This window comes from Fusobacterium sp. JB019 (genome assembly GCA_030673965.1).
Classification (GTDB): domain Bacteria; phylum Fusobacteriota; class Fusobacteriia; order Fusobacteriales; family Fusobacteriaceae; genus Fusobacterium_B.
In genome coordinates, this window is record JAUTCN010000005.1 from 120807 (window position 1) to 146977 (window position 26171).

General features: G+C 27.5%; 21 protein-coding genes. 9 read left to right on the forward strand and 12 right to left on the reverse strand.

The features are described 5' to 3' along the window. Positions 1-26 precede the first annotated feature (26 nt). Genes Q7K47_04835 through Q7K47_04850 form a run of 4 tightly spaced genes read right to left on the reverse strand, consistent with a single transcriptional unit; the run spans position 27 to position 2731 of the window. The gene (locus Q7K47_04835; protein MDP0506541.1) at positions 27-890 is read right to left on the reverse strand and encodes a DMT family transporter; all 864 of its coding nucleotides are present in this window, start codon (positions 888-890) and stop codon (positions 27-29) included. Between the two features lie 14 nt (positions 891-904). After that, positions 905-1708 carry a helix-turn-helix domain-containing protein gene (locus tag Q7K47_04840; GenBank protein MDP0506542.1) on the reverse strand — a complete coding sequence of 268 codons (804 nt, stop codon included), beginning with the start codon at positions 1706-1708 and terminating at the stop codon, positions 905-907. A gap of 17 nt (positions 1709-1725) precedes the next feature. Next, complete coding sequence (locus Q7K47_04845; GenBank protein ID MDP0506543.1) at positions 1726-2034, reverse strand: AzlD domain-containing protein; 309 nt, start codon at positions 2032-2034, stop codon at positions 1726-1728. Further along, positions 2027-2731, reverse strand: a complete 705-nt coding sequence (locus Q7K47_04850; protein MDP0506544.1) for an AzlC family ABC transporter permease — start codon at positions 2729-2731, stop codon at positions 2027-2029. Before Q7K47_04850 ends, Q7K47_04845 begins: the two co-directional genes overlap by 8 nt. 182 nt (positions 2732-2913) lie before the next feature. Between Q7K47_04850 and Q7K47_04855 the strand changes: the two genes are divergently transcribed. Then, positions 2914-4239 (forward strand): 6-phospho-alpha-glucosidase, encoded by a 1326-nt coding sequence (locus Q7K47_04855; GenBank protein MDP0506545.1) that lies wholly within the window; start codon positions 2914-2916, stop codon positions 4237-4239. 15 nt (positions 4240-4254) lie between these two features. Then, positions 4255-5559, forward strand: a complete 1305-nt coding sequence (locus Q7K47_04860) for a 6-phospho-beta-glucosidase (protein ID MDP0506546.1) — start codon at positions 4255-4257, stop codon at positions 5557-5559. A gap of 71 nt (positions 5560-5630) precedes the next feature. Here the strand turns inward: Q7K47_04860 and Q7K47_04865 are convergent, their stop codons facing one another. From Q7K47_04865 to Q7K47_04880, 4 genes are all read right to left on the reverse strand, one after another. Beyond that, positions 5631-6245, reverse strand: coding sequence for a DJ-1/PfpI family protein (locus Q7K47_04865; GenBank protein MDP0506547.1), 615 nt, complete (start codon positions 6243-6245; stop codon positions 5631-5633). Between the two features lie 95 nt (positions 6246-6340). Next, the gene (locus Q7K47_04870; protein MDP0506548.1) at positions 6341-7474 is read right to left on the reverse strand and encodes a M20 family metallopeptidase; all 1134 of its coding nucleotides are present in this window, start codon (positions 7472-7474) and stop codon (positions 6341-6343) included. Positions 7475-7486: 12 nt separating this feature from the next. Next, positions 7487-8692 (reverse strand): amidohydrolase, encoded by a 1206-nt coding sequence (locus Q7K47_04875; protein ID MDP0506549.1) that lies wholly within the window; start codon positions 8690-8692, stop codon positions 7487-7489. Between the two features lie 9 nt (positions 8693-8701). Continuing rightward, positions 8702-10213, reverse strand: coding sequence for an AbgT family transporter (locus Q7K47_04880; protein ID MDP0506550.1), 1512 nt, complete (start codon positions 10211-10213; stop codon positions 8702-8704). Between the two features lie 228 nt (positions 10214-10441). Here Q7K47_04880 and Q7K47_04885 point away from each other — a divergent pair, with 228 nt between their 5' ends. The 3 genes from Q7K47_04885 (at position 10442) to Q7K47_04895 (ending at position 15672) form a co-directional block, all read left to right on the forward strand. Then, positions 10442-11641 carry a hypothetical protein gene (locus Q7K47_04885; GenBank protein ID MDP0506551.1) on the forward strand — a complete coding sequence of 400 codons (1200 nt, stop codon included), beginning with the start codon at positions 10442-10444 and terminating at the stop codon, positions 11639-11641. Positions 11642-11733: 92 nt separating this feature from the next. Then, on the forward strand, positions 11734-12375 hold the full coding sequence (gene pcp, locus Q7K47_04890; GenBank protein MDP0506552.1) for a pyroglutamyl-peptidase I: 642 nt from the start codon (positions 11734-11736) through the stop codon (positions 12373-12375). A gap of 138 nt (positions 12376-12513) precedes the next feature. Further along, complete coding sequence (locus tag Q7K47_04895; GenBank protein MDP0506553.1) at positions 12514-15672, forward strand: DEAD/DEAH box helicase family protein; 3159 nt, start codon at positions 12514-12516, stop codon at positions 15670-15672. Positions 15673-15713: 41 nt separating this feature from the next. Here Q7K47_04895 and Q7K47_04900 read toward each other — a convergent pair whose 3' ends face one another. The 3 genes from Q7K47_04900 to Q7K47_04910 form a co-directional block, all read right to left on the reverse strand. Further along, entirely contained in the window at positions 15714-17042 is a 1329-nt protein-coding gene (locus tag Q7K47_04900; protein ID MDP0506554.1) for a 6-phospho-alpha-glucosidase, read from the reverse strand. A gap of 34 nt (positions 17043-17076) precedes the next feature. Then, the gene (locus tag Q7K47_04905) at positions 17077-18675 is read right to left on the reverse strand and encodes a PTS transporter subunit EIIC (GenBank protein ID MDP0506555.1); all 1599 of its coding nucleotides are present in this window, start codon (positions 18673-18675) and stop codon (positions 17077-17079) included. Between the two features lie 127 nt (positions 18676-18802). Next, a complete protein-coding gene (locus Q7K47_04910; GenBank protein MDP0506556.1) occupies positions 18803-19528 on the reverse strand; it encodes a GntR family transcriptional regulator in 726 nt (241 codons plus the stop codon). Between the two features lie 202 nt (positions 19529-19730). Here Q7K47_04910 and Q7K47_04915 point away from each other — a divergent pair, with 202 nt between their 5' ends. Continuing rightward, positions 19731-20594 carry a MurR/RpiR family transcriptional regulator gene (locus tag Q7K47_04915; protein MDP0506557.1) on the forward strand — a complete coding sequence of 288 codons (864 nt, stop codon included), beginning with the start codon at positions 19731-19733 and terminating at the stop codon, positions 20592-20594. A gap of 24 nt (positions 20595-20618) precedes the next feature. Here the strand turns inward: Q7K47_04915 and Q7K47_04920 are convergent, their stop codons facing one another. Next, a complete protein-coding gene (locus tag Q7K47_04920; protein ID MDP0506558.1) occupies positions 20619-21488 on the reverse strand; it encodes a DUF6282 family protein in 870 nt (289 codons plus the stop codon). A gap of 306 nt (positions 21489-21794) precedes the next feature. Here Q7K47_04920 and Q7K47_04925 point away from each other — a divergent pair, with 306 nt between their 5' ends. The 3 genes from Q7K47_04925 (at position 21795) to Q7K47_04935 (ending at position 26165) form a co-directional block, all read left to right on the forward strand. Further along, on the forward strand, positions 21795-22721 hold the full coding sequence (locus Q7K47_04925; protein ID MDP0506559.1) for an alpha/beta fold hydrolase: 927 nt from the start codon (positions 21795-21797) through the stop codon (positions 22719-22721). Between the two features lie 137 nt (positions 22722-22858). Next, complete coding sequence (locus Q7K47_04930) at positions 22859-24250, forward strand: sodium/glutamate symporter (protein ID MDP0506560.1); 1392 nt, start codon at positions 22859-22861, stop codon at positions 24248-24250. A gap of 85 nt (positions 24251-24335) precedes the next feature. Further along, positions 24336-26165 (forward strand): nitrilase-related carbon-nitrogen hydrolase, encoded by a 1830-nt coding sequence (locus Q7K47_04935; GenBank protein MDP0506561.1) that lies wholly within the window; start codon positions 24336-24338, stop codon positions 26163-26165. The last annotated feature ends 6 nt before the right edge of the window (positions 26166-26171 follow it).

A 26171-nucleotide genomic window follows, 5' to 3' on the forward strand; every position in this document is an offset into this window, starting at 1 on the left:
AAATACCTAAAAATAAAGGGTTTCCTTTATTTGTCATTTATTTCACTTATAAAAGTTGATCCTAATATTAATACTGCTCCTATAATTTGAAAAATTCCTAAACTTTCTTTTAAAAATAAAGTTGAAATTAAAACTGCAAATATAGGATCTATATAACTTAATATTGCTAAAGTTTGCCCTTTTAAATTTTTTATTGCTGAAAAATAAATAGTATATGCTAATCCTGTATGAATTATTCCTAAAAATAATAAACTATATAAAGATATTCCATGAAGTGACCCAAAATTAAATCCAGTTGTTAATAATATATAAGGGATTAGCATAATTGCAGCTACAAACAACTGAACTATTGTTCTATCTCCAGGGGAAATATTTATAATAAACTTATTTGAAATAATTACACTTGCATAAAAAACAGCTGCTAAAATCCCATAAAATATTCCTAAAAGATGATTATATTCCACATTTCCACTTGAAGATTTATTAGTCCCTACAATCATCAACATCCCAATCATAGCTAAACATATACATATAACTTTTTTTAAACTAATTTTTTCCTTAAGAAGCAAAGGAGATGCAATCATTACAAAAATAGGCGCAAAATAATAAGAAATTGTAGCTATTGAAATTGTAGTATATTTGTAAGCTTCAAATAAAAACATCCAATTTAATCCCATTGCAATTCCTGAAAAAACTAATAATTTTAAATTTCCCTTTATTGATGTTACTGATACATTTGTCTTTAATATATAACTCGTTATCAATAAAAAAACACTCCCTATTATCCCTCTTGAAAAAGCAATCTCACTTGAAGATAAATCTATATTTTTTATAAATATTCCTATGGTTGAAAAGGTTAGCATCGCCCCCATTACTTTTAATTTATCCATTCTCTCCCCCTATTTTATTCGAAATATTCTTTTCTTACTTCATCCATAGCGTCTTCGTATTCTTTCCTTTGCTTTTCTGATAAAGAGTTTGAATATGAATTCACCATTAAATCATGAACTATATAGTCACTTGTTATATCTATAATTCCTGGATCATTTGTCCAAGAAACTTGACTAGCCTCTCCCCTTGAAACTATCCCAGTAATAGCTTCTTTTCTATCAATAATCACAACAATATTTCTCTCTTCTTTTTCACTAAGATAAGTTTTAAGCCTTCTATGAGTCAATACATTTTTTAATTTATTATTATATCCAAAATAAATTCCCTTTACAATAATCCCTCTTTTTTCTGCTTCTATTAAACTATCTGATAATTGTAAAAATTCTTCATCCCAAATTGAAACGTCTATCCTTTCTTCAGCTAATCCAATTATTAAATTTAGAAAACTAAATATTTCTTTTCTACCAGAAAGAATTTTAGTATCATAGTGAACTATATTTTTCAAATAAAGTTCATTTGTTTTTTCTTCTACATTTTTTAATACAGACTCATAATTTTTTTTTATTTTACTTATGAATAATTTTGGCTCTAAAGGGAAATAAACTAGCCCTGATTCTATTTTTTTACTAAATACTAATTGCTTTTTTAGCAAATTATCTAAAACTTCATATATTTTAGATCTAGGAACTCCTGAAGTTTTACTCAAGCTATATCCATTCAAAGGAAAATTTTCCAACAACTTTGTATAAGCTTTTGCCTCATATTGATTTAAACCTAATTTTTTCATATCTTCTAATAATTTTAAATTTTCGTCCATAAATCATTCTCCTATAATTATAATCCTAGACTTAATAATAGCATACAAATTCCTATTGACCCGAGCACAGGAATAACAATTCCATCTTTTATAAAAGAAAGTACACAAGCTATAATTATTCCTGCTATTGAAACTATTTCATGATTTGGTATAGCATCTAAAAAACCAGGAACAATAAGAGCACCTAAAGCTGTATAAGGAATATACCCTAAAAATTCTTCTAATTGTTTTGGTAATCTTTTTCCTGAGACCAATAAAAAAGGTAATAGCCTAGGTAAATATGTTACCACAAACATTCCTAAAATCAAAACATATATCTTATTCATTTATCTCCTCCTTTGATGAAGAAATAACTAAGCCTAAAAATGAAACAAATAATATAGTCACTACTATACTCCAACCTTGAGCAAGATGAATTACTTTAGTTAAAACAGTATTCATAATCCCTGATAATAAAACTAAAATTAATATTTTATTCGATTTTTTTAAAGCTGGAATTAATATAGCTACAAATAATGAATATAAAGCTATCCCCATACTAGTTTGTACTATTTTTGGTAAAATTCCTCCTAATACATATCCTAAAAAAGTTCCTATTATAAAAGAAGAATAAGCCATCCCTTCTAAAACTAACATATATTTACTTGTTAACTCTTTATTTTTTAAAGAAGCTACTGAAAATGTTTCATCTGTTAGGCCAAAAGCTATAAACGGTATCTTGTTTTTCATTTCTAAACTAATTTTGGGAGAAATAGATGCTGAAAACAATACATGCCTCATATTAACAAGTAAAGTTGTTAATAATATTTCCCCCATACTAGCTCCTGCTATTAATAAATTTACAGCTATAAACTGACTAGCTCCTGCAAAAACAAACAATGAAAAACTCACGCTTTCAGCTAAACTTAGATTTGCTGACTTACATAAAATTCCAAATGCCATTGCAATAGGTATAAATCCTATAACTATTGGTGTCCCATCTGTTATAGCATCACGAAAATTACATTTTTTTAAACTTTCCATATTCCCTCCAATATTTTTTGTTAACTACTGTAGTAGTTACTATAACACAGCTTGTGAAATTTATCAATAATTTTTTTTTAAATAAAAAAATATTTGAAATTTTTTTAAAACTATGATATATTTTACTTACAAGAGTGGTATACACCACCCATCCATTTAAAAGTTTGTAAGGAGGAAAAAATATGAAAAAATATTCAATTGCTATAGTTGGGGGTGCCAGCAGTTATACTCCTGGAATTGTTAGAAGTATTATGAATGCATATGATAAAATGCCTATTAAAGAAATTATATTACAAGATATTGATGAAGAAAAATTAGATGTTATGGGTGAATATTTAGAAATATTATTTAGAGATGAGAAATTTCCAGCAGATGTAAAATGGACAACTTCTAGAAAAAAAGCTTTTAAAGGAGTTGACTTTATTTTTACTCAAATTAGAACTGGTGGTCTTGAAATGAGAGAACAAGATGAAAAAGTATCTATAAATTGTGGACTAGTAGGACAAGAAACTTGTGGTCCTGGAGGTTTTGCTTTTGCTATGAGAAGCATTAAACCTATGATTGAAATAACTAAAGATGCTATAAAATATGCTAAAGATGCTTGGATAATAAATTATTCTAATCCTCTTCCTATTTTAGCTGAAGCTATCAGAAGAGAAGTTCCTGAATCTAAATCTTTATTTATATGTGATATGCCTATAGTTCAGCAAATGACAATGGCTGCTACCCTTGGATACAAAGAAGAAGATTTAATTTTCGAATACTTTGGTTTAAATCATTTTGGTTGGTTCACTTCTATTAAAAATAAAGAAGGAGAAGAACTTCTTCCTAAATTAAGAGATATTCTTTTATCTGGATATAAATTAAAATTAGTTGATTTTGGACATCTTGATGAAAGTTGGATTAAAACATTTGAAAATATTGCTAAAGGAGTTAAGATGTTCCCTGAATATATTCCTTTAACTTATTTACAATATTATTATTTCCCTGATTCTATGGCTGAAAAAGAAAAAGAACATGCTGATTATACTAGAGCCAACGAAGTTATGGATGGTAGAAGAAAAAAAGTATTTGAAGAATGCTATAAAGTTATTAAAGCTGGAACTATTAAAGGATTTGACCATAATTTAGATGCTCATGGAGATTTTATTGTTGATCAAGCAGTTGCAATTGCAACTGATACTCCTAAAAGATTTATGGTAAATGTCGTTAATAATAAAGCATTTACAAATATGGACGACGATATTGTTATTGAAACTTTTGGTACTATTGATGCAAAAGGAGCATGCGTAAATACTTATAGAAAAATACCTCAATTTTATAGAGCACTTATGATTAACCAAAATACCTATGAAAAATTAACTGTAGAAGCAGCTTTAGAAGGATCTTACGATAAAGCATTAAAAGCTCTTTCATTAAATAAAACTGTTCCTTCTGTTTCTAAAGCTAAGGAAGTTTTAGATGCTTTAATTGTTGCTAACAAAGGATATTTCCCTGAACTTAAATAATCATGAGGTGATATTATGAAAAAAGAATTAAAAATTGCAATAATAGGAGGAGGTAGTAGCTATACCCCTGAAATTATTGAAGGATTTATAAATAGATATAAAGAACTTCCAATTAAAGATTTATATTTAGTTGATATTGAAGAAGGAAAAGAAAAATTAAATATAGTTGGTAATTTAGCTAAAAGAATGATTGAAAAAGCTAATATAAATATAAATATTCACTTAACTCTAAATAGAAAAAAAGCCATTAAAGGTGCTGACTTTGTTACAACCCAGTTTAGAGTTGGATTACTTGATGCTAGAATTAGAGATGAAAAAATACCTTTAAAATATAATTGCATTGGACAAGAAACCACTGGAGCAGGAGGACTTGCAAAAGCTCTTCGAACTATTCCTATAATCCTTGATATCTGTAAAGATATTGAAGAATTATCTCCTAAAGCTTGGCTTATTAACTTTACAAATCCAAGTGGAATTATAACTGAAACTGTAAATAAATACACTAATGTAAAATGTATTGGACTTTGCAATGTTCCTATTTTAATGGAAAGACTCTGTAGTGAAGCTCTTGAAACTCCTATGGATAAAATAAAAATGGATTTAGTAGGTTTGAATCATTTAGTTTGGGCAAAAGATGTTATTTCAAATGGAGAAAGTAGAATAGACGATGTTATTAAAGCTTTAATTTCTGGTAAAGGATATTCTGCTAAAAATATTCCTGATATTAATTGGGGAAAAGAGTTATTAGAATCTCTTCATATGATTCCTTGCCCTTATCATAGATATTATTATTTAACTAATATTATGTTAAAAGAAGAAATGGAAAGTGCTAAAACAATTGGTACTAGAGGAGAAGTAGTAAAAAAAGTTGAAAAAGAATTATTTGAACTATATAAAAATCCTGAATTAAAAGAAAAACCTAAGCAGTTAGAAGAAAGAGGAGGACAATATTATTCTGAAGCTGCTTGCGATTTGATAAATGCAATTTATAATGATAAAGGAACAATTCATTATGTAAATATAAAAAACAACGGTACTGTCAGTTGCTTACCTAATGAATCAGCAATTGAAAGAACTTGTTATGTTGATAAGGCTGGTGCTCATCCATTTACTTGTTCCCCTCTTCCATCTAAAGTTAAAGGTTTAATTCAAGTTGTAAACGAATATGAAACTTTAGTTGTTGAAGCTGGTGTTCATGGAGATTATGGTAGCGCACTTCAAGCTATGCTAATTCATCCTTTAGTTGAAAGTAGTGTAGCAAAAGATCTTTTAGATGAGATCATTCGGAAGAATATTGATTATCTTCCTCAATTTAGATAACTTCACTTTTACGTTAAACACCTGCTATTACTCTTTCACTCCAAGATTTAGTAATAGCAGGTGTCCCTTTTTTAATTATTTGATAGAGCTAACATTTCTAAATAGTACTTAGGATCTCCTGTTAAATAATAATTATACCAAGCTTCTATTATTTCATTTGAAAAAACATTTAAATATTGTAAAATTTCTTTTGCCCACAATAGAGAACCAGCTGAACTTCCTGTAACTAAATTTCTGTCTCTTACGGCTAATTTATCTTTATAAAGTTCTTCTCCTGTATATTTTTTTGAAAAAAGTTTTAAATATTCTTTAGAATTGCTTGTATGTAAATATTCATTCAATATTCCTAAATTAGCTAAAGAAAGAGTTGCGCCACAAATAGCACCAACTAAAATACCTTTTTCTAAATACCCTCTAACCCTTGATAGTATCTCTTCGTGCTCTGGATTTCCCCAAGTATCTCCACCAGGAATAAGAAGAGCTTTCATATTACTTTCATCAATTTCTTCTACTGAACAATCTGGAATAATTTTAAATCCTCCCAAAGTAGTAATAGTATTCTTATTACATGCCACAGTTTTTATACAATATTCATCATTTATCTCCATACTTACAGCTGACATAACATAACCTAATTCCCAATCTGCCATAGCATTTAAAATATATACATAAATTATCTTTTTCATAAAATACCTCCTTAATATATCACATAAAAATTATACCACCATTCCTTATTTTTTTCACAAAAAAAACAAGATACTTAAGTATCTTGTCTCTCTTTTTACTTAAAGACCTCTAACTTTAACATTATTTCTTTAAATATTTTAAAACCTAATTTCAAAGCTCTTGGATCCATATCAAATGTTGGTGTATGTAAAGCAGAATTAAATTTTTCTGTCTTTATTCCTAATAAAAATAATAATCCCTTATTCCCCTCTTGAAGATAGAAAGAAAAATCTTCTGAACCTGTTAATCTAGAATTATCTACAAATTTTTCTTTTGGAATTATTTCTTTTAAAATATCAAAGAATTTTTTTTCATTAATTACAGGTGGATAAAAAGCCTTAAACATCATCTCTATTTTTATTCCATAAGCTTTTTCAAAACCAGCATTTATTTCTTTAACTCTTTTTTCTAAAAAATCTATTAATCCTGTATTAGCAAATCTAATTGTTCCTAAAATTTCAACTTTTTCAGGAATAACATTTCTAACTTCTCCTGCTTTAAAACTTCCAATTGTTAAAACCATTGGCTCTATTGGATCTATTTCTCTTGCAACTAATAATTGATAAGCTTCTATTAATTTAGCTCCAATATATATTGAATCTATCCCCTTATGAGGCTGAGCTCCATGAGTTCCCTTTCCTATAATTCTTATATCGAAATTTATATTCTGAAAAGATATTGGTCCACAAATACAACCAATTTTCCCTTGATCTATATCAGGAGCAACGTGTAATGCAAATAATCCTTCAAATTTTTTAGACTGAAAGAATTCTGACTGAGCTACTACTTGAGCTCCTCCTCTTCCTTCTTCTGCTGCTTGAAATATTAACATTATTGATTTATTCAAAGTTTTTCCATTCTTAATTTGTTCTTGTAACCATTTTGCTGTATAAAGTAAATTTGTAGTATGTCCATCATGACCACAAGCATGCATCATTCCCTTATACTGAGACTTATATTCTTTATCTCCTAATTCTGTAATTGGAAGAGCATCTATATCTCCTCTAAACCCTACCCAAATATCTTTTTTTCCTTTAAAAACAGCAAGGGTACTAGTTCCTATTTCAATATATTCAATATTTAATTCATCTAAAAAATTTCTAATATATGCAGCTGTTTTGTGTTCACTAAATGCAATTTCTGGAATTTTATGCAAATCACTTCTTACTTTAATATAAAAATCATCCATATAAATTCTCCTCTAATCTTCTAAATTTTTAAATCTATCTAATATTATTTTAGTAAAAATTTTTATTCCTTCTTTTAAAGTAGCCTCGTCAGCTATAAAATTAGGATTATGAAGAATGCATTTTCCTTCATTAATGTTTGACTCTGTTCCAATCCACATAAATACAGAAGGAACTTTTTTAGTTATAAAAGAAAAATCTTCTCCTCCTGGAGAAGGAGTCTTTTGTATTTCAATATTTTCCCTTCCTATTAATGGAGTAAGTGAATTTATAACCTCTTTTGAAAGTTCTAAATCATTATACATAAAATCATACCCATCTTTATAAATTAATTTACCCTCACATCCATAAGCAGAACAAATATCATTAACAAGTTTGTGTAATCTCTTTTTTATAATTAATGCTGATTCATCACTAAAAACTCTTACTGTCCCTTCTAGTATAACATAATCAGCTATCACATTATACCTATTTCCACCTGACATTTTTCCAATTGTAACAACTGCATTTTCTCCTGACTCTAAATTTCTACTAACTATAGTTTGAATTGCCATAATAATATTAGCTGCTGTTACAATAGCATCTCTACCTTGAGATGGCATAGATCCATGACTACTTTTTCCCTTTATATGAATCTGAATTGCATCTGATTTTGCATTTGCGACTCCAGGTCTAAAAGAAATACTTCCCACAGGACTATTATATACGTGCAAAGCATAAGCTTCATCAACACTAGGATTTATTAACAGCCCTGCATCCATCATCCCTCTACTTCCTCCAGTTGGAGAGCATTCTTCTGCAGGTTGAAACATAAATTTAACATTACCTTTTAATTTGTCTTTAAATTTTGAAAGAACCATTGCCGTTCCAAGTACCATTGAAGTATGCATATCATGGCCACAAGCATGCATAACTCCCTTATTTTTTGAAATAAAAGTCAAATTATTTTCTTCTTGAATAGGCAACGCATCCATATCTCCCCTAATAAGTATAGTTTTCTTATTTCCGGTTTTTTCATTTCCAAATAAATTGGCTACGATACCGTTCGCTCCAACATTTTCTTTTATTTCTAAAGGTAACCTTCTTAAGGCTTCCAAAACTTTCAAAGGAGTTCTTTTTTCTTTCCCTCCAAGCTCAGGATATTCATGTAAATCTCTTCTAAAACAAATTACTTCTTCAATATAACTATCTATCACTTCTTCTATTTCAGAAAATTTCATAATTCCCTCCTAAATAAACATTGTTACTCCTGGTCCTAATGGAATATTTAAACTAAACCAAACAATGGCTAAAATAACCCACATAATTAACATTCCTATTGAATAAGGAAGCATTAAAGATATCATAGTTCCCATTCCTGATTCTTCATCATATTCTTGAGCTAAAGCTAATATTATAGGCATATAAGGAAATAATGGCGATATAATATTTGTTGTAGAATCTCCAACTCTATACAAAACTTGTGTTAATGCTGGATTATATCCTAAGAAATAAAACATCGGAATAAATATAGGAGCTAATAATGCCCACTTTGCAGATCCACTTCCTATAAACAAATTTATAAATGCTGATAAAAGAATAAAAGCTATAAATAAAGGAACTCCACTAATATTCATACTTTTTAAAAAATTTGCTCCTGCAACAGCAATAACATATCCCATATTGCTCCATTTAAAAAATGCTATAAATTGACCAATCATAAATACTAAAACTATATAAGAAGACATATCTTTTATAGCTAATCCCATATATCTTGGAACATCTCCAGATGATTTAATTTTCCCAACAATAACACCATAAGAAATACCACAAATCAAAAATAACACTAAAAGTAATGGTATGATTGATTTTAAAAATGGTGATCTTAATAAAGAATGAGTTACTGGATTTCTAAAAAAACTATTTTTAGGATAAACTGCTATTCCTATAAGAACTATATAAGCAAGAGATAATATTCCTGCAACTCTTAATCCTTTCTTTTCTAAAGGACTTACTTCTTCTTGTTCTATTTTTTTACTTCCTTTATATTCTCCTAATCTTGGCTCAATAATTTTTTCAGAAACAAAAGTACCTACAATCGCTAATAAAAAAGTAGAAACTATCATAAAATACCAGTTAGAAACTACTGATACAGACATATTAGGATTAACTATATGAACTGCTTCTGTTGAAATTCCTGATAATAAGGCATCTGTTCCAGCAATTATTAAGTTAGCACTAAAACCAGCTGTTGTTGCAGCATAACCTATTGCAATCCCTGCTAATGGATGCTTATTTAAAGATAAAAATATAAATGCTGATATCACTGGAATTACAACTATGGCAGCATCTGACGCTATATTTCCACAAATTCCTATCATCATAATCATAAAAGTTATAATTTTAGGAGAACTATTTAAGATGGTATTTCTCATAAGAGAAGATACAAAGCCAACTTTTTCAGCAAGTCCAATACCTAAAGTCATAACTAAAACTAAACCAAGTGGTGCAAATCCAGTAAAGTTTTTAATTAAATTTTTCAAAATAAAAAGAATTCCTTCACTTGAAAGTAAATTCTTAATTCCTATCATTTTTCCACTAACTGGATCTAATATTTCTAATCCAATTACATTGCAAATAGCTGAAATAATAATTACACTAAGTGTTAAAATGCTAAACAATATAAAAGGATGAGGAATTCTATTCCCTGTCTTTTCTACCCAATCTAAAAAACTATGCTTCTTTTTCAGTGTTACTCCCATAATTATAACCTCCCTGTACTTTTTGATCTTTTAAGACATTTTTAAAGACATCTTGTTTTTAATGCTACGATTATATATTACTAAGTCTTATTTGTCAATGTTTTTATTTTTCGTTTTAAAAAAAGATATGATTTTATACTAATAATTAAAACTTATTCAGTAGACTATTTTCTTTTTTTAGTATATAATTTAGTAAAACGTTTATTAAAAATATTGAGGAGGTATAGAATGCTAAAATTACTTATATTGACTCCTGAAAATTCAAAAAATTATGTTAAAGAAGCTTTAATTGGTATTGAACAAAAAATAGAATATATAGTTTATGATGACTTGCAACAACTTAAAAATATTTATATAGAAGTTGCTCATAAATATGACGCTGTTATAACAAGTGGCCCCATAGGATATGAAATTATAACCACTAATGCTAAATTAATAACGCCTGTCTACTATATTGAAATAGATAAATATGAATTATATCGGTGTTTATTTGATGTATTAAAAAGCAATCCTAATATCGATTTTTCGAAAGTATACATTGATTTCATATCATCTTCAGATAAAAAAGAATGGTTAGAAGATACTTTTACTAATGAAAAAGAACCTATTTTTTGTCCTCTTGACTACAGCAGTGTAGAATTATATGATATTTTAAAGAAAAACTATTTAAAACTTCAGCAGGGGAAAAAAGTAAATTTAGTTATAACAAGAATAAGTAATATGCTTAAATTTTTAGAAGAAATCAATATGCCTTATATATTTTTATTCCCATCTAAAAACACAATCAGAAATATTGTAAATTCAGTTATAATTGATTTAAAAGCAAAAAATTCAGAAAAAAAAGAAATAATATTAATTAAAATTTTAGTGAAGAAAAACATTACAGAAGTTAGAAAAATTTTAGCTAATAATTTTAATGGAATTATTAGTGAACCAAAAAAGAAAGAATTTGAAATACTTACTTTAAAAAAAGATTTCTATAGTTATAACATAGAAAAACTTTTAAAAAATTTATCTTCTTTTGATATTAATATCGGTTTTGGAGGTGGATCTAGTATAAATTTAGCTAGGATTTATGCTGAAAAATCTTATCAAAAAAATATAGACTCTGATGGAAATGTTTTATGTTTAGTTGAAGAAAACAAAATAACTACTCTAAAAACTTTTATTGCAGATGAAGAAGATAACTTACTAATTTTTGAAAAATTAAAAGAAATTAATATAACAGGGAAAAGAGCTCTTGGATTAATTGAAGTATTTAAAGCAAATAAAGCTTTATCAATAAAAGATTTAGCTAACTACTTAAGTACAACTGAAAGAACTGCTGCAAGAATTTTATTAAAATTAGAAAGCAATAATCTCGCTCAACATATTATTAAAAAAATCCCTAGAGGCAGACCACAAAAAAAATATATTTTAACATTTTAAAAAGTCGCAATTATGCGACTTTTTGTTTATTTAAATTTTTAAGGTATAATTAAATTGATGATTATATTTATTTTTTATTAAAGGAGGCAGTTATGAAAATATTAGTTACTGGATTTGATCCTTTTGAAAAAGAATCTATTAATCCTGCTTGGGAAGGAGTTAAATTACTTCCTTCAAGAATCAATGAAGCTGAAATTTTTAAGTTACAAATTCCAACAATTTTTAACGAGTCCATAAAAGTCCTTTTAGATGGAATTGAAAAATATAAACCTGAAATTGTTCTTTGCATTGGACAAGCAGGAGGAAGATTTGATATCACTGTAGAAAGAATAGCTATTAATTTAAATGATGCGAGAATTAAAGACAATAAAGGAAATCAACCTATTGATAGTAAAATATATGAATATGGAGATAATGCCTATTTCTCCTCTCTTCCTATTAAAGCTATTGTAGAATATATAAAAAATGAAAATATTCCTGCTTCTATATCTAATTCTGCTGGAACTTTTGTATGTAACCATCTTATGTATGGATTATTATACAATATAGATAAATATTCTGTAACTAAAAAAGGAGGATTTATACATGTTCCTTATATTCCAAAACAAGTTTTAGATAAACCTAATACTCCTTCTATGGATCTTAATCTAATAGTTAAAGGACTAGAAGCTGCCATTAGAGGAATTATTGAAAATGATCAAGATATAAAAATAACAGGCGGAAAAGAATTTTAAAAAAAGTGCTCCTTATAAAATTATAAGGAGCCTTTTTTAATGCTTATTATAACAATATAATAAAAGTATTTTATAAAAAAATATTGTATAATATATTTATAATTTTTAATAACCTTGTATTAAATTTAGGAGAATACTATGAAAAATATAGAAGTTGTTGCAGCAATATTAAAATACAAAAACAAATATTTTTGTGCCCAAAGAAAAGCTTCAGGACCTTTAGCTAAAAAATGGGAATTTCCAGGTGGAAAAATAAAACCTGGAGAAAGTCAAAAAAATGCATTAAAAAGGGAACTTTTAGAAGAGTTAAATTTAAATGTTAAAATTGGACCTTTATTTAAAACTATAAATCATAACTACGATACTTTTTCTATAACCATGCACTCATATCTATGTGAACTTAATTCTATAAGTCTAAAATTAAAAGAGCATTTAGATTATAAATGGTTGCCATTAAAAGAATTAAAAAATTTAGATTGGGCAGAAGCTGATATCCCAATTGTAGAAAGTCTAATTAATAAACAAGCTGTTGAAAAATCCTTATTTAACAAATCAATAGATTCTTTTATTTACAACCCAAGCTTTATAATAAATACTGAAACTAAAAATATAAAAGATAAAATTTTAGATTTATTGTATTCCTCAAAAAGAATTGATATAGCTGTTAGCTATATTGTATGGTCAGGACTTTCTCTTATTTATAAAGAATTAGAAAAATTTGATAAAAGTAGTAGAATTCTTGTTACCACAGAAGGAATGGTAAGTGATCCCCTATCTTTAAAAAAGCTTTTAGAATTACCTCTTCAAACTAAAATTTATTCTCCTACTTCTGATAGTAAAGGCTTTCATTTAAAAACTTTTTTTGGCGAAAAAAAGAATCAAAGTCGAATTCTTGTGGGAAGTTCTAATATTTCTGCTCGAGCTTTTGGACTAGCTCATGAAATGATTGTTGAAATAAATACTGAAAATAATGGTTCGCTTATTGAAGAGCATCATAATATTTTTAATAATCTTTGGAATGATCCTTGTTCAAAATTTATAAAAAAAGAATTTATAGAAGAATATTCTAAAATATTTTATGAAAAAAAGAAACTAGACAAACAAATTTCTACGCTTTATTTAAAAAACAAAATTATACCTAACTATATGCAAAGAAAAGCATTATCTGAATTAGAAAACTATCGTGAATATTCTAATAAAGGATTAATTATCGCAGCAACTGGTACTGGTAAAACTTATCTTTCTGCATTTGATGTGAAACAGACAAAATCTAAAAAAGTTTTATTTTTAGTTCACAACCGTTTAATTCTTTCATCAGCTTATGAAACCTATAAAAAAGTTTTTCCTGATAACAAATTAATTGAATTAAATTCTTCAAATACAAACGAAATAAAAAGTAGTCAATTTATTTTCACAACTGATAAAACAGCATATAATCATCTTTATAAAAAATATCCTAATGATTATTTCGACTATATAATATATGATGAAGCTCATAAAATTGGAGAAAAAACTCATTATCATTCTCTCATTAAATACTTTACTCCTAAATTTACACTTGGAATTACAGCTACACCAGAAAGAACAAAGGATCCTAAATTTTTATTTAAGATTTTCGAATATACAATACCTTATGAAATTAGATTGCTTGATGCAATGAATCATCAATTAGTATGTCCTTTTACTTATTACGGATTAAATCTCCAAAATAAATTACTAGATGCAAATGAAAAATTTAATTATTATGAGCTAGCTAATTTTATGAAATTTCAATTAAATGAAAAAGGACATTTTGGTAAAAAATTAAAAGGAATTGTTTTTTGTTCTAATATCTCAGAAGCTAAAAAATTATCTACTGAATTAAATAATTTAAAAATTAAAAGTATCGCGATTACAAGCGAACATTCTTCAAGAGAAGAAACAGAAGTTCATATACAAAATCTTAAAAATGATAACAATAACCTTAATTTAATATGTGTAGTTAACCAATTTAATGAAGGAATTGATATCCCTGAAATAAATGTTATATTCATGCTTAGAAATACAACATCATCTATTATATATTTACAACAATTAGGAAGAGGACTTCGAAAAACACAAGATCCACATAAATACGTTACTGTCTTTGATATTATTGGAAATTCCAACAATAATTACTCTATTGCTGAAGTTTTAACTGGAAATACAACTGCTGATAAAAGAATTCTTTTTAAAGAGGCTAATAAAAAATTCCAAACAGTATCTCCTTTTATAAATGTTCATATTGAAGAAAAAGCTATGGAAAATATTATTAAATCTATTTCGAATAATTTTAAAGTGGAATCAAAGCTAAAAGAAAAATTTAGAAATGAATTATTTAGATTTAAAATTATTCCTTCACTTGTCGAACTATATAAAAACCCTAACTTTAAAGAATTAAATCTTTTACAATTGCTTTGTAAAAATTTTTATGAGCCTTTTATAGATTATTATGTGAAAAAATACAATATCTCTAAAAATGATAAATTTCTTGAAAAATTTTTTGGTCTTATTACTCAATTTACATTTAGAGGTTATAATCAAAAAATTTTAAAAGAATATGTTTCTCTTTTAAAAGGAAATAAAACTTCTAATGAAACTCTTATAAAAACTTTAATTCCTAAAAAAACAAATGGTAAAAAAACTGCTATTAATAGTGATTATTTTAAAAAAGGAAATAATTTTGTTGATATTTTTAAATATAATAAAACTCTTTCCCTTACTGATGAAATAATTTATGAATTAAAAAAAAGAAATGCTTATTTACTTTTTCTAGAACATATCGAATTATTTAATGAATTATCAAATCGCCCAAACTACAAAATGAAACCATTTGAACTAGTAAACAAAGGAGAATTTCTTTTTAACTCCAATGCAAATGATTGTTACATGAATTCCATAGGAGAAAGAATTGACCACATCCAAAAAAGATTTTATTGCATTATAAATGTAAGTGCCAAAGAAACTTTTCATGATAATTATATCGATAATTTCAAAAGAATAGTTTATATGACCCAAGAATCTTCAACTGAAGAAAAAGCTAAAGAAAAAATAAATTTAATTAAAAATGGATATGATTTATTAATTTGTGCTAAATTTCCTCATCTAGGATACAGTAATACCTCTTACTTTAATTTAGGAAAAATTCATGTTGATGAAATATCTTCAGTAATTACTCATCCCACCAAAGATAAAAATAAATTTAAATTTAATCATAAAATATTTTTAAAATTAGAAAATCAAATTCCTGAAGAACTCCTTCAATATAAAAATATTTAAATAAAAAAACCTTCAAAATAAATTGAAGGTTTTTTTATTTTCTATTTTAGTTTTGGCCAGTAATCTTTATTTGCTTCTATTAATGCGTCTAATATTTTTCTTGCTTTTTTTGCATCTACAATAGTTCTGTTTATTGTTAGTGCTTGCAATGCTTTACCATAAGATCCTTCAAACCAAGCTTCAGAAGTTAATTGTTCATATGCGTTTTGCTGTTCGATTAATCCTTTATAGAATGTTCCTACTTTTCCAACTCCAAATGGTCTTGGACCATTAAATCCTAATGTAGCTGCAACTTCAACCATTGCATTATCATCTACATTTGAAATTAAACCATTATTTTTAACTATTACTATATATATTCTATTTTCATTAAATGCAATTGATTCTCCTATTTCTACAATCATATCTGCATGAGCATCATTATGAACAACATTAGTGTCCCCCATAGATCCTCTTTCTATTATTTCTCTACATTCTTCAAAAACTCTCTTTTCTCTTCCATCCATAACTTCATTAGCTCTAGTGTATTTCGGATCTAATTTATTACACTTATAATTTGGATAATAATAGTATTGTAAATAAGTATTAGGTAAATAATCTGGGAAATCAACAACCATATCTCTTACCATTGCATAAGTATCTAACCAAGACTGATCTCTTTGCTCAGCATCAGCTGGTATAAACCCTCTTTCTAAAGTTATTTCTTTTATTCTAGGTATTAAATCTTTTCCTGTTTTATCATATAAATGAGTAAACCATCCAAAATGATTTAATCCAAAATATACAGGTTCAAATTCTCTAGAATTCATCTCAAGTAATCTTCCGTAAGATCTTAATAAATTTATAGGTTGATCACAAATATTTAATATTTTTTTATCATTAGGAAATTGTTTTTCTAAAGCTACTGCAACAATTGCTGCTGGATTAGTATAATTTAATATCCATGCATTTGGAGATTGTTTTCTTATAAAATTTACAAGTTCTATCATGTCTCTAATTGATCTCATTCCATAAGCAAAACCACCTGCCCCACAAGTTTCTTGACCTATTGCTCCAAGACTTAATGGAATTTTTTCATCTAATTCCCTCATTTTATATCCACCTGTTCTAATTTGACAGAATACAAAATCGACATCTTTAAAAGCAACCTCAGGAGATGTTGTATATTCAAACTCTACCCCTTGATACTCTTCTTTAAATAAAATTTTTGCAAATTCTCCAATAGTTCTTTGTCTGTCTTCATTGTTATCATATAATACTACTCTTTTTAATGGAAATGTATCCTTTCTTTTACATAAAGATTTTAATAATCCTGGTGTCCAAGTACTTCCTCCACCTGCTATAGCAACTGTAAATTTTTTATTATCCATTTTAATGCCTCCTAAATATTTATTAATTTTTATATTATTTTATTAATAGTCTTTTTACATCTAAAGCTATTTTTTCTACTTTTGGTCCATATATTACTTGAACATGATTTTCCATTTTAAAAATTCCTGCTGCACCTGTTTTTTTAAGTAATATTTCATCTACTTTTGAAATATCTTCTAAATCAACTCTAAGTCTTGTAAAACAATTATCTACATTTTTTATATTTTCTTTTCCACCTAGTCCAACTATTATTTCACTTTCTATTTCACTAGTTACATTTATATTTATTTCTTCTTCTTTTTCTTTTAAAGTTTCTTCTTCTCTTCCTGGAGTTGCTAAATCATATTTATTTATTATAAATTTAAAGCCAAAATAATAAACAGGGATATATATTAATCCTAAAAGCAGAGTATAAATCCAATTAGTATCCATCCCTCTTAAAACACCAAATACTAGAAAATCAATTACTCCTCCCTGAACATTTCCTATCATTACTCCAAATAAATTCATAAGCATAAATGATAACCCAAATAACACTGCATGAAATAAAAATAATATTGGAGATATAAATATAAACGCAAATTCTAATGGTTCTGTAATTCCTGTTGCAAAACTTGCTAATGCTCCTGCTATTAAAAGCCCTTTAGCTCTTTTTCTAGAACTTTCATCCTTAGCACAACTTAGCATTGCCATTGCAGCAGCTGGAAGTCCAAACATCATAACAGGTATCTTTCCTTGACATAAAAATCTAGTTGCATTTTTTACAATTTCATCTGGTATCATTCCTGGATTTGCTAATGCTCCATTGAATATAGATAATGCTCCTACAAATTGATGTCCTCCCATATTATAAACTCCTCCTATTGGAGTAAATCTAACTGTTTGATTTAATATATGATGAAGTCCTGTTGGTATCAATATTCTTTCTGTAAAACCAAATATAAAAGTTCCTATTATTCCTGTCTTTTGAATTATTGTCCCAACTCCTATTATTCCTTTTCCTATAAATGGCCAAACATTTGCCATTACAACTCCTACTACTGACATTACTATTACTGTTATAATTGGTACAAATCTTTTCCCACCGAAAAAATTTAAAGCATCTGGTAATTTTACAGTATAATATTTATTATGTAATTTACTTGTTATAATTGCTGATATAATTGCTCCAAATACATTTGTTCTATAAGTAAATATTCCTAATTCATATCCGAATTGAGAATTATACATAATTGCCGCTTCTTTTCCCATTCCAGAATTTACAAGTGCCTGTACATTAACAGTTCCAGGAGTTATTCCTGATATTTTAAGTGCATAATTAATTCCAACATTCATAACTATAAAACCTATTACTGCAGAAAAAGCTGCTGTTGGTTTTTCATCTTTAGCAAGCCCAATTGCTACAGATATTGCAAATAATATTGGAAGATTTCCAAATAAACTTCCTGATACTTTTCTTATAAATCCTATTACAATTTGTATCATTTTAATATTCGCAAAATTTCCAACAATATGTGGATTTTGTAAAGCTGCTGCTAATCCTAGAAAAATTCCTGCTGCTGCTATTATCGATATTGGCATCATTAGAGATTTTCCTAGTTTTTGTAAAAAGTCCCCTACTCTTTTCTTCATGTCCCACCTCTTTTTTATTATTTGTATAGTTGTCTATACAAGGATGATATAACATTTATTATTTTTTGTCAACTATTTTTTTGATTTTAGAGTATAAAAAAACCTCTTAGTGTTCTCTAAGAGGTCTCTATGTTCTTGCTATCAACTTAAATTTATACTTTCTTTGATTGTAAAAAATTTCAGAATATTCTAAAATTTCTCCATTTTTTAAATATGTTACAGATTCAGCTACTAATACTGGTTCGTTCCTTTTTAGCTCTAAAATATTTGCAATATCATCTTCAGGAATTTTTGCAATTATTTCCCTTTCACTTTTTTCTATTTCCAAACCTTTTAATTCTATGTAATTAAATTTAGATTTATATAAATCTTTCTTTTTTAAATTTGGCAATATTTTTTTTCTTATATAACTTTTTTCAAAAACTGCTGCTACCCCTTCAACTTTTCTAAGTCGTTCCATATACCAAACCTTTTCTTTACCTTGAATATCTAACGCCTTTGAAATTTTATACTCTGGATGTTTTTCTTCAAATTTTAAAACTTCATTTTCAGGAGTTAATCCCATAGATATAACTTTCTCACTAAATCCATTTATTTTATTTAATGGTAGTTCTATCTTTTTTTCTTCAAATTTTACAAACGTTCCTATTCCTTTTTTTCTTTCTACAATTCCCTTTATTTCTAAATTATCTAATGCTTTTTTTACGGTCATCCTACTTATTTTATATTTTTTAGATAATTCATTCTCAGAGGGAATTATTTCTCCTTGATTTATCTCTTTAGTTTTTATATAATCTTTTATTAAGATTTCAAGCTGTATATACAAAGGAACTGAAGAATTTTTATTTATCATTTTTCCTCCTAGTAATACTAAAATTATACCATCTAATAAAAATTATACTATACGTGCTATAAGTTATCAACTAATATTTATTTTTATAATTTTATTTTAACTTTTTTTGACTAAAATATTATTACAATGTTATAATGGCTTTAATTAGTTTAATATTTTATAACAAAGGAGGATAACATAATTAATTTATGTTTAAATAACCATGGATATAATAGAAAAGATTATGGAAATTAAAGATGTCGTACCCAAAAAACAAAAGTTATTATGTGACTATATTGTTCTAAATTACAAAGAAATTGGAATGATGACTGCATCTGAAGTTGCCGAAGCTGCAGGAGTTGCTACCACAACAGTAATGAGATTTATGAAATTACTTAAATTTGAATCTTATAATGATTTTAAAAATGCTTTTTTAGAATATTCGCTAAAAAATACCATGTCTTCTTATGGAAGTATAAAAGAAAATTTTAAACATATTGTTAAAGGAGAAGAATCTGATCCTCTAACTACCACTTGTTATGAAACCATTCACACAATAGAAAATTTTATAACCCCTAAGAATATTGAAGAAATAAACAATTCTATAAAATTAATGATTAATTCTAAATGGATTAATCTGCTAGGACTTAGATCTTCTAGACCTGTAAGTTTATATATGGAAGCTTCTGTCAATAGATTTTATCCTAAAGTAAGACAACTCAGTACTGATGACAGTTATCTTTATGATCGAGCTCTAAGAATTGAAAAAAATGAAACTTTAGTTGTTTTTTCTATTTGGCCATGTACTAAAAAAACTGTTAAATTAGCTGAAATTTGTCACAAAAGAAAAATACCAATCATATTAGTTACAAATACAACTTTAAATCCAATCGCTAAATTTGCAGATATAGTTATTGATACAAATTCGGTCCATAGTCCTCTTGGAAATTTACCAGCTTTGGTAATTGTTGAAACATTAGTTGCTGAACTTGCTAAACAAACAATTCCTGAATCAACTAAAAATATTGAAAAATTAGAAAAAGATTTAGATAAATTAGATTTATTCATTTGGGAATCTAAAGCATAAAAAAAGTCGCTTAATAGCGACTTTTTATTTTGATATTCTATTTACAATTAATTTAGGAACTTCTTGAACCATTGTTCTAATTTCTTCTTCTGTAAATCCTTCTTCAAGTAAAACTTCTATAAATTTCATCATTCCATAAACTGGTGTTTCAAAACCATTTTGACCTCTATCTGTTGAAAGATATACATTTTCAAATCCTGCACTTCTAATATTATTTGCCATTTCCTTTGCTGTTACTGATTGTTCTGCAATATTTAACCAATTCTTTTCTATTAAAACTCCTAAACTAGATAAATATTTTTGAGTTTCTCCATCAATCATCGTTCTTTGCCATTCAGGATGAGTAAGAATCATATTAACTCCTAATTTTCTTCCTTCTTCACATAATAAAATAGATTCTTCGACACTTAAGTGTCCTGTTGCTAAATATCCATTATATTTTTTCATTATTTTAAATATCTCATAAACTTCTTGTTTTAATTTTCCTTTTTTTTCTAATACTGAAATTCCTGGTCTTTTAAAAAAATCTCCAGGCATATCCCCATACTTTAAACAATTTTCAGAATCCCTTGTGGGCATCCATACTATAACTGCTCCAGTTTTCAAAGCATTTTCTACTGCGTAAGGATTTAATCCTCCATTTGGCCAATTTAAAACTATTCCCCCGTAAGCTTTTGTTTTTAAGTTACTCTTTAAATTCACTAAAGCTGCTCTTGACTGAGTAGGTTCATAATGACTCTTTATTAAAACTCCTGCCATCTTAAATTCATTTGCTTCTTTAACTAAATCAAAATCATCCAAAGCTCGATTAAAAGCAGAAGGTTCTGTATGAGTATGAAGATCATAGGCTCCTTCTAATAATCTTTTTATAATATCCTTATTTTTTTCTTTCATAATTAATCTCCTTTTTATATTTTTTATCATCAAAAGAAATCAAATATAAAAAGGAATTTTTTTAATTAAACCTTTATCTAAAATTATCATAACATAATCTATAAAATAAATAAATATTCTAAAATTTATTTTATAAATTTTCCCAAGGTAACTGCCCAAAAAAAGAAAAGAAAGAAGCATAAAAAAGTTTTTAAAAACTTTTTTATCAAAAAAAGGTTTGACAAATTCTTTTAGCTGTGATTTAATAGATGTATCAAAAGAAACCAAATATAAAAATGAAAATAATTCAAACAAGGAGTGATGTAAATGAAACAAAAAGACGTAGTTTTTTACAGTGAAGGTGACAAAGTTTTAGGATCTATCTATTATCCAGATGATTACAAAGAAGGAGAAAAAAGACCAGTAGTTATCGCTAACTCAGGATGGACAGGAATAAAAGTAGTTTACCCTGAACTATTCTCAAGAAACTTAGTAAAAAAAGGTTACATTTGTATAGGGTTTGATTATAGAGGATTTAAACCAACTGAAGGAATAGCGAAATACACTACATTAGAAAGAGAAGTTGAAGATATTTGTGCAGCTATCAACTTTGCTAAAGCTCAACCTGAAATTGACAAAGATAAAATAGGATTAATCGGTTGGGGAGTTGGAGGTGCTGTTTGTATAGAATGTGCTAGACGTGAACCAACTGTTAAAGTAGTTGCTACACTTAACTCTTTTGTAGATGGTGATCGTTGGATGAGAATGGGTATGGGAAATGATAAATATCATAGAGCACTTGAAATGTTAGAAGAAGATAAAATGACTAGAGCTACTACTGGTGACTTAGTTATGAGACATCCTTATGTTGCTTATCCTAATATTACTGAATCTGGAGATTTCTATGTAGATAACACTCTTAAAAAAATAAATGGTGGAGTAGATAAAATAGCCGATGGTGATGCTGGAGAATCATTCCCTACAGCAATGTCAACAGCAATAGCAGATTCTTTCTTTAGATTTAATGTAGAAGATGCTTTAAAAAGACTTAAATGTGGAATATTTGTAGGACATGGAAAATACAATGAACTTCATGACAGAATAGAAGCTGATGAAGCATATAAAATTGCAAATGAACCTAAAGAGTTATACTTTGTTGAAGGAAAACATAATGAATGGATGTTTGATGAAGATCCTAAATTCTTAGAATTAATGAATAATCTAGATAATTTCTTCGCTAAATTTCTTAAATAATTAAAATAAATAAAATCACCTTGATAAAGCTAGAAATTCTAGCTTTATCAAGATATTAGATATTGATATTCCTTCTGTCTATAATATTAAGATCTAATATTTTTGATGTTTATACTATACAAAACAAGGGGGTAAAAATGAATTTCACGCCGTATTCAATGTTGTTAGATTTCAGTATTATGTCAGGTCTTTTATTTATTGCACAAATCATGAGAAGTAAAATAAAATTTTTACAAAATTATTATATTCCTTCTTCATTAGTAGCCGGTTTCCTAGGATTATTTGGAGGTCCACAATTTTTAAACATTTTACCATTCAGTGGTAAAACAGGATCTTATCCTTATTTATTAGTTTGTGTTTTATTTGCTGGTATATTTTTAGGTAAGCAAGAAAAGTTTAGCTTAAAAGAAACAGTACATAAAGTAGGCGACACATTCTTAATAAATATGTCTAGTGAAATATTATGTTTTGGATTAGCTTGTTTAGTAGGTGGTGCATTGGTAATTTTCTTATTTCCAAATGTCTTTTCTGAAATAGCAGTTCTTCTTCCTGCAGGATTTATGGGCGGACACGGATATGCAGCTGCTATAGGAGGAACTATTAACACCTTACTTGGTAGAAATGATGGAGTTGTAATAGGTCAAACTTTTGCTACTTTAGGTCTTTTAAGTGGAATTTTTGGTGGAATAATTTGTATTAACTACGCTACTAGAAAAGGCGCTACAAGATTAGTTAAAAGTATAGGTGCTTTACCTCAAGAATGTAAAACAGGAATGATCCCTTTAGAAAAAAGACAAACAATGGGAGATGAAACAGTTCATCCTATGGCCATGGATCCTTTAGCTTGGCATATTGGTTTAATACTTATGACTACTGGAATAGGTTATGCTATTTATTATGGATATAAACCTTATTTTCCTAAAGTAGAAGTTCCTTTAATGTGTGTTACTATGATTGTTGGAGTTTTTATTCAAGCTATTTTAAATAAAACTGGTTATGGAACATATGTAGATAAAAGAATAATTGATAGAACAGGCAGTGGAGTTACTGATTATTTAGTTGCTTTTGGTATCGCTACTATAAAATTATCAGTTGTATTAGAATTTATTGGTCCTATCCTTGTTCTTGTTGCAGTTGGTATTGCTTGGCCATGTATTTTAGTTTTCTTTGTAGGTAGAAGATTATTTAGAAACTTCTGGTTTGAAAGATCTATATTTATTTTTGGATATATTACTGGAGTAGTTGCAGTTGGAGTTACTCTTTTAAGAATCGTAGATCCTGAAATGAAAAGTGGAACATTAAGTGATTTTGGAACTGCATATACTCTTCAATCTATAGTTGAATTATTTATAGTTACTATGGTTCCTGTCTTTGCTGTATCTTTGGGTGTAATCCCAGTTGGAGCTGTTCTTGTTACCATTGGAGTTATAATGCTATTAACTTGCAAATTTAAATATGGTTCTTATAAAATGCCAATGAATCAATTAAGAGAAGGAGAAGCAGAAATAATTACAGCAGTTAATGATTAATCAAATTTAAAAATATATACTCTCAATAAAGATGGATATAAATCCATCTTTATTGTTAATTAAAAACTATAAAAGGAGAATTTATATGACCTACTTTAAGATTAAAAAAAATAAAATTTTCAGTTTACTTATCTTATGTACTCTTCTATCTATTTTTTCTGGATGCTTCAAGAAAAAAGAAAATAATAAAAAAATTAAAAACTCATTTAAAGTGGCCAGCATTCAATTTAACCCTCAACTAAATGAACTCGATAAAAATGTAAATGCTTTATTAAAAGTTACTGAAACAGCTTTTAAAAATGGAGCTAAACTTGTAGTAGCTCCTGAAATGGCAACAACTGGTTATTACTATAAGAATAGATCTACTATCAAACCATTCGTAGATTCTCTTCCTGGTAAAACCACAGATAAATTTTCTAAGCTAACCGAAAAATACAATGCTTATATTATTTTTGGGATGCCAGAAATAGATAAAACAACAGATTTATATTATAACTCTGCCGCCTTAGTTGGACCAAATGGATATATTGGAAAATATAGAAAAACTCACCAATGGGAAAGCGAAGAACATTGGGCTGCTTGGGGAGATTTAGGAGTTCCTGTTTATGAAACTAATTTAGGGAAAATAGCTATCAATATTTGTATGGATTCCGCGTATTTTGAAAGTGCTCGCCTTGCAGGAATTCAAGGAGCTAATATTCTTGCTTTCCCTACCAATTCATCAGCCCAAGCAATTTCTGCTTTACCTGCAAGAGCAGAACAAAATGGGTTTTATGTAGTTAGTGCTAACAGATCAAACACAGAAAATGGGTTTCATATGATAGGAGGAAGTGCTATTTGGACACCAGAAGGTAAAAAATTAAATGAAGCTCCTATCTTAATGACAAAGGAAGAAGATATTGATGAATCTACTATAATTTATGCAACTATTGACCCTAAAAAATATAATAATAAAAATAGATTAGCTCTAGAAAAAAGACGTCCTGAATTATATAAAGATTTAATGCTTTATCTTTCTCCTTGGGATTACACTAAAAATATAAATTCAAATAAAGTTATAGCAGCTTCTTTACAATATGAACCTAAAGTAGGAGATAAAGAATATAATAAAATAAAAGTTTCTAACCTAATCAAAAAAGCTAAAAAGAAAAATGACAATATAAATCTTATTGTTTTACCTGAATTATCTTTAATCGGACCAACAGATAATTTGAAATTGGAAGAAATAAAAAAACTTTCAGAAAAAGCAAATGATAATTCCTTCAATTATTTTTCTAATTTAGCTAAAGAAAATAATATTTGTATAATTTTTGGATTAATAGAAAATCAAGACGATAAGTTATATAACAGTGCTATTTTCATTAATGAAAGTGGTAATAAAATCGGTGCATATCAAAAAACTCATTTAAGTAAAACAGATGAAAGATGGGCTACTAAAGGAAATCAATTATCAGTTTTCAAATCAGAAAAATTAGGAAAAGTAGGTATTTTAATTGGAGAAGATGTCATGTATCCCGAAGCATCAGGAGTTTTAGCAATTAATAGAGCAGATATAATAGCTATCCCTTCAGCCTGGTATGGTCAATACGGAAGCAATATGGAAATAAATAAAATCGTTTCAGCTAAAAAATATCCTAAAGGAGCTATGACTTTATGGGATTCTACCGCTTTAAGTTCTCAAGCTTACACTATTATTTCTAACTTTGTAGGAACAAAGAAAAATTATAAAGGAAGAAGTAGTCTTTATACACTAGATCCTTTATATGGACTTGATCAACCTATTATTGCTTCTAATAAAGATGAAGAAACTTTAATATTCACTTTTGAAACTTTGCAAAATAAATGGTGGTTCAATCAAGAAAAGTTAATTTCTTCAAGAAGAACCCCTTATTACATTAAACTAATTCAAGAATAGATTAAT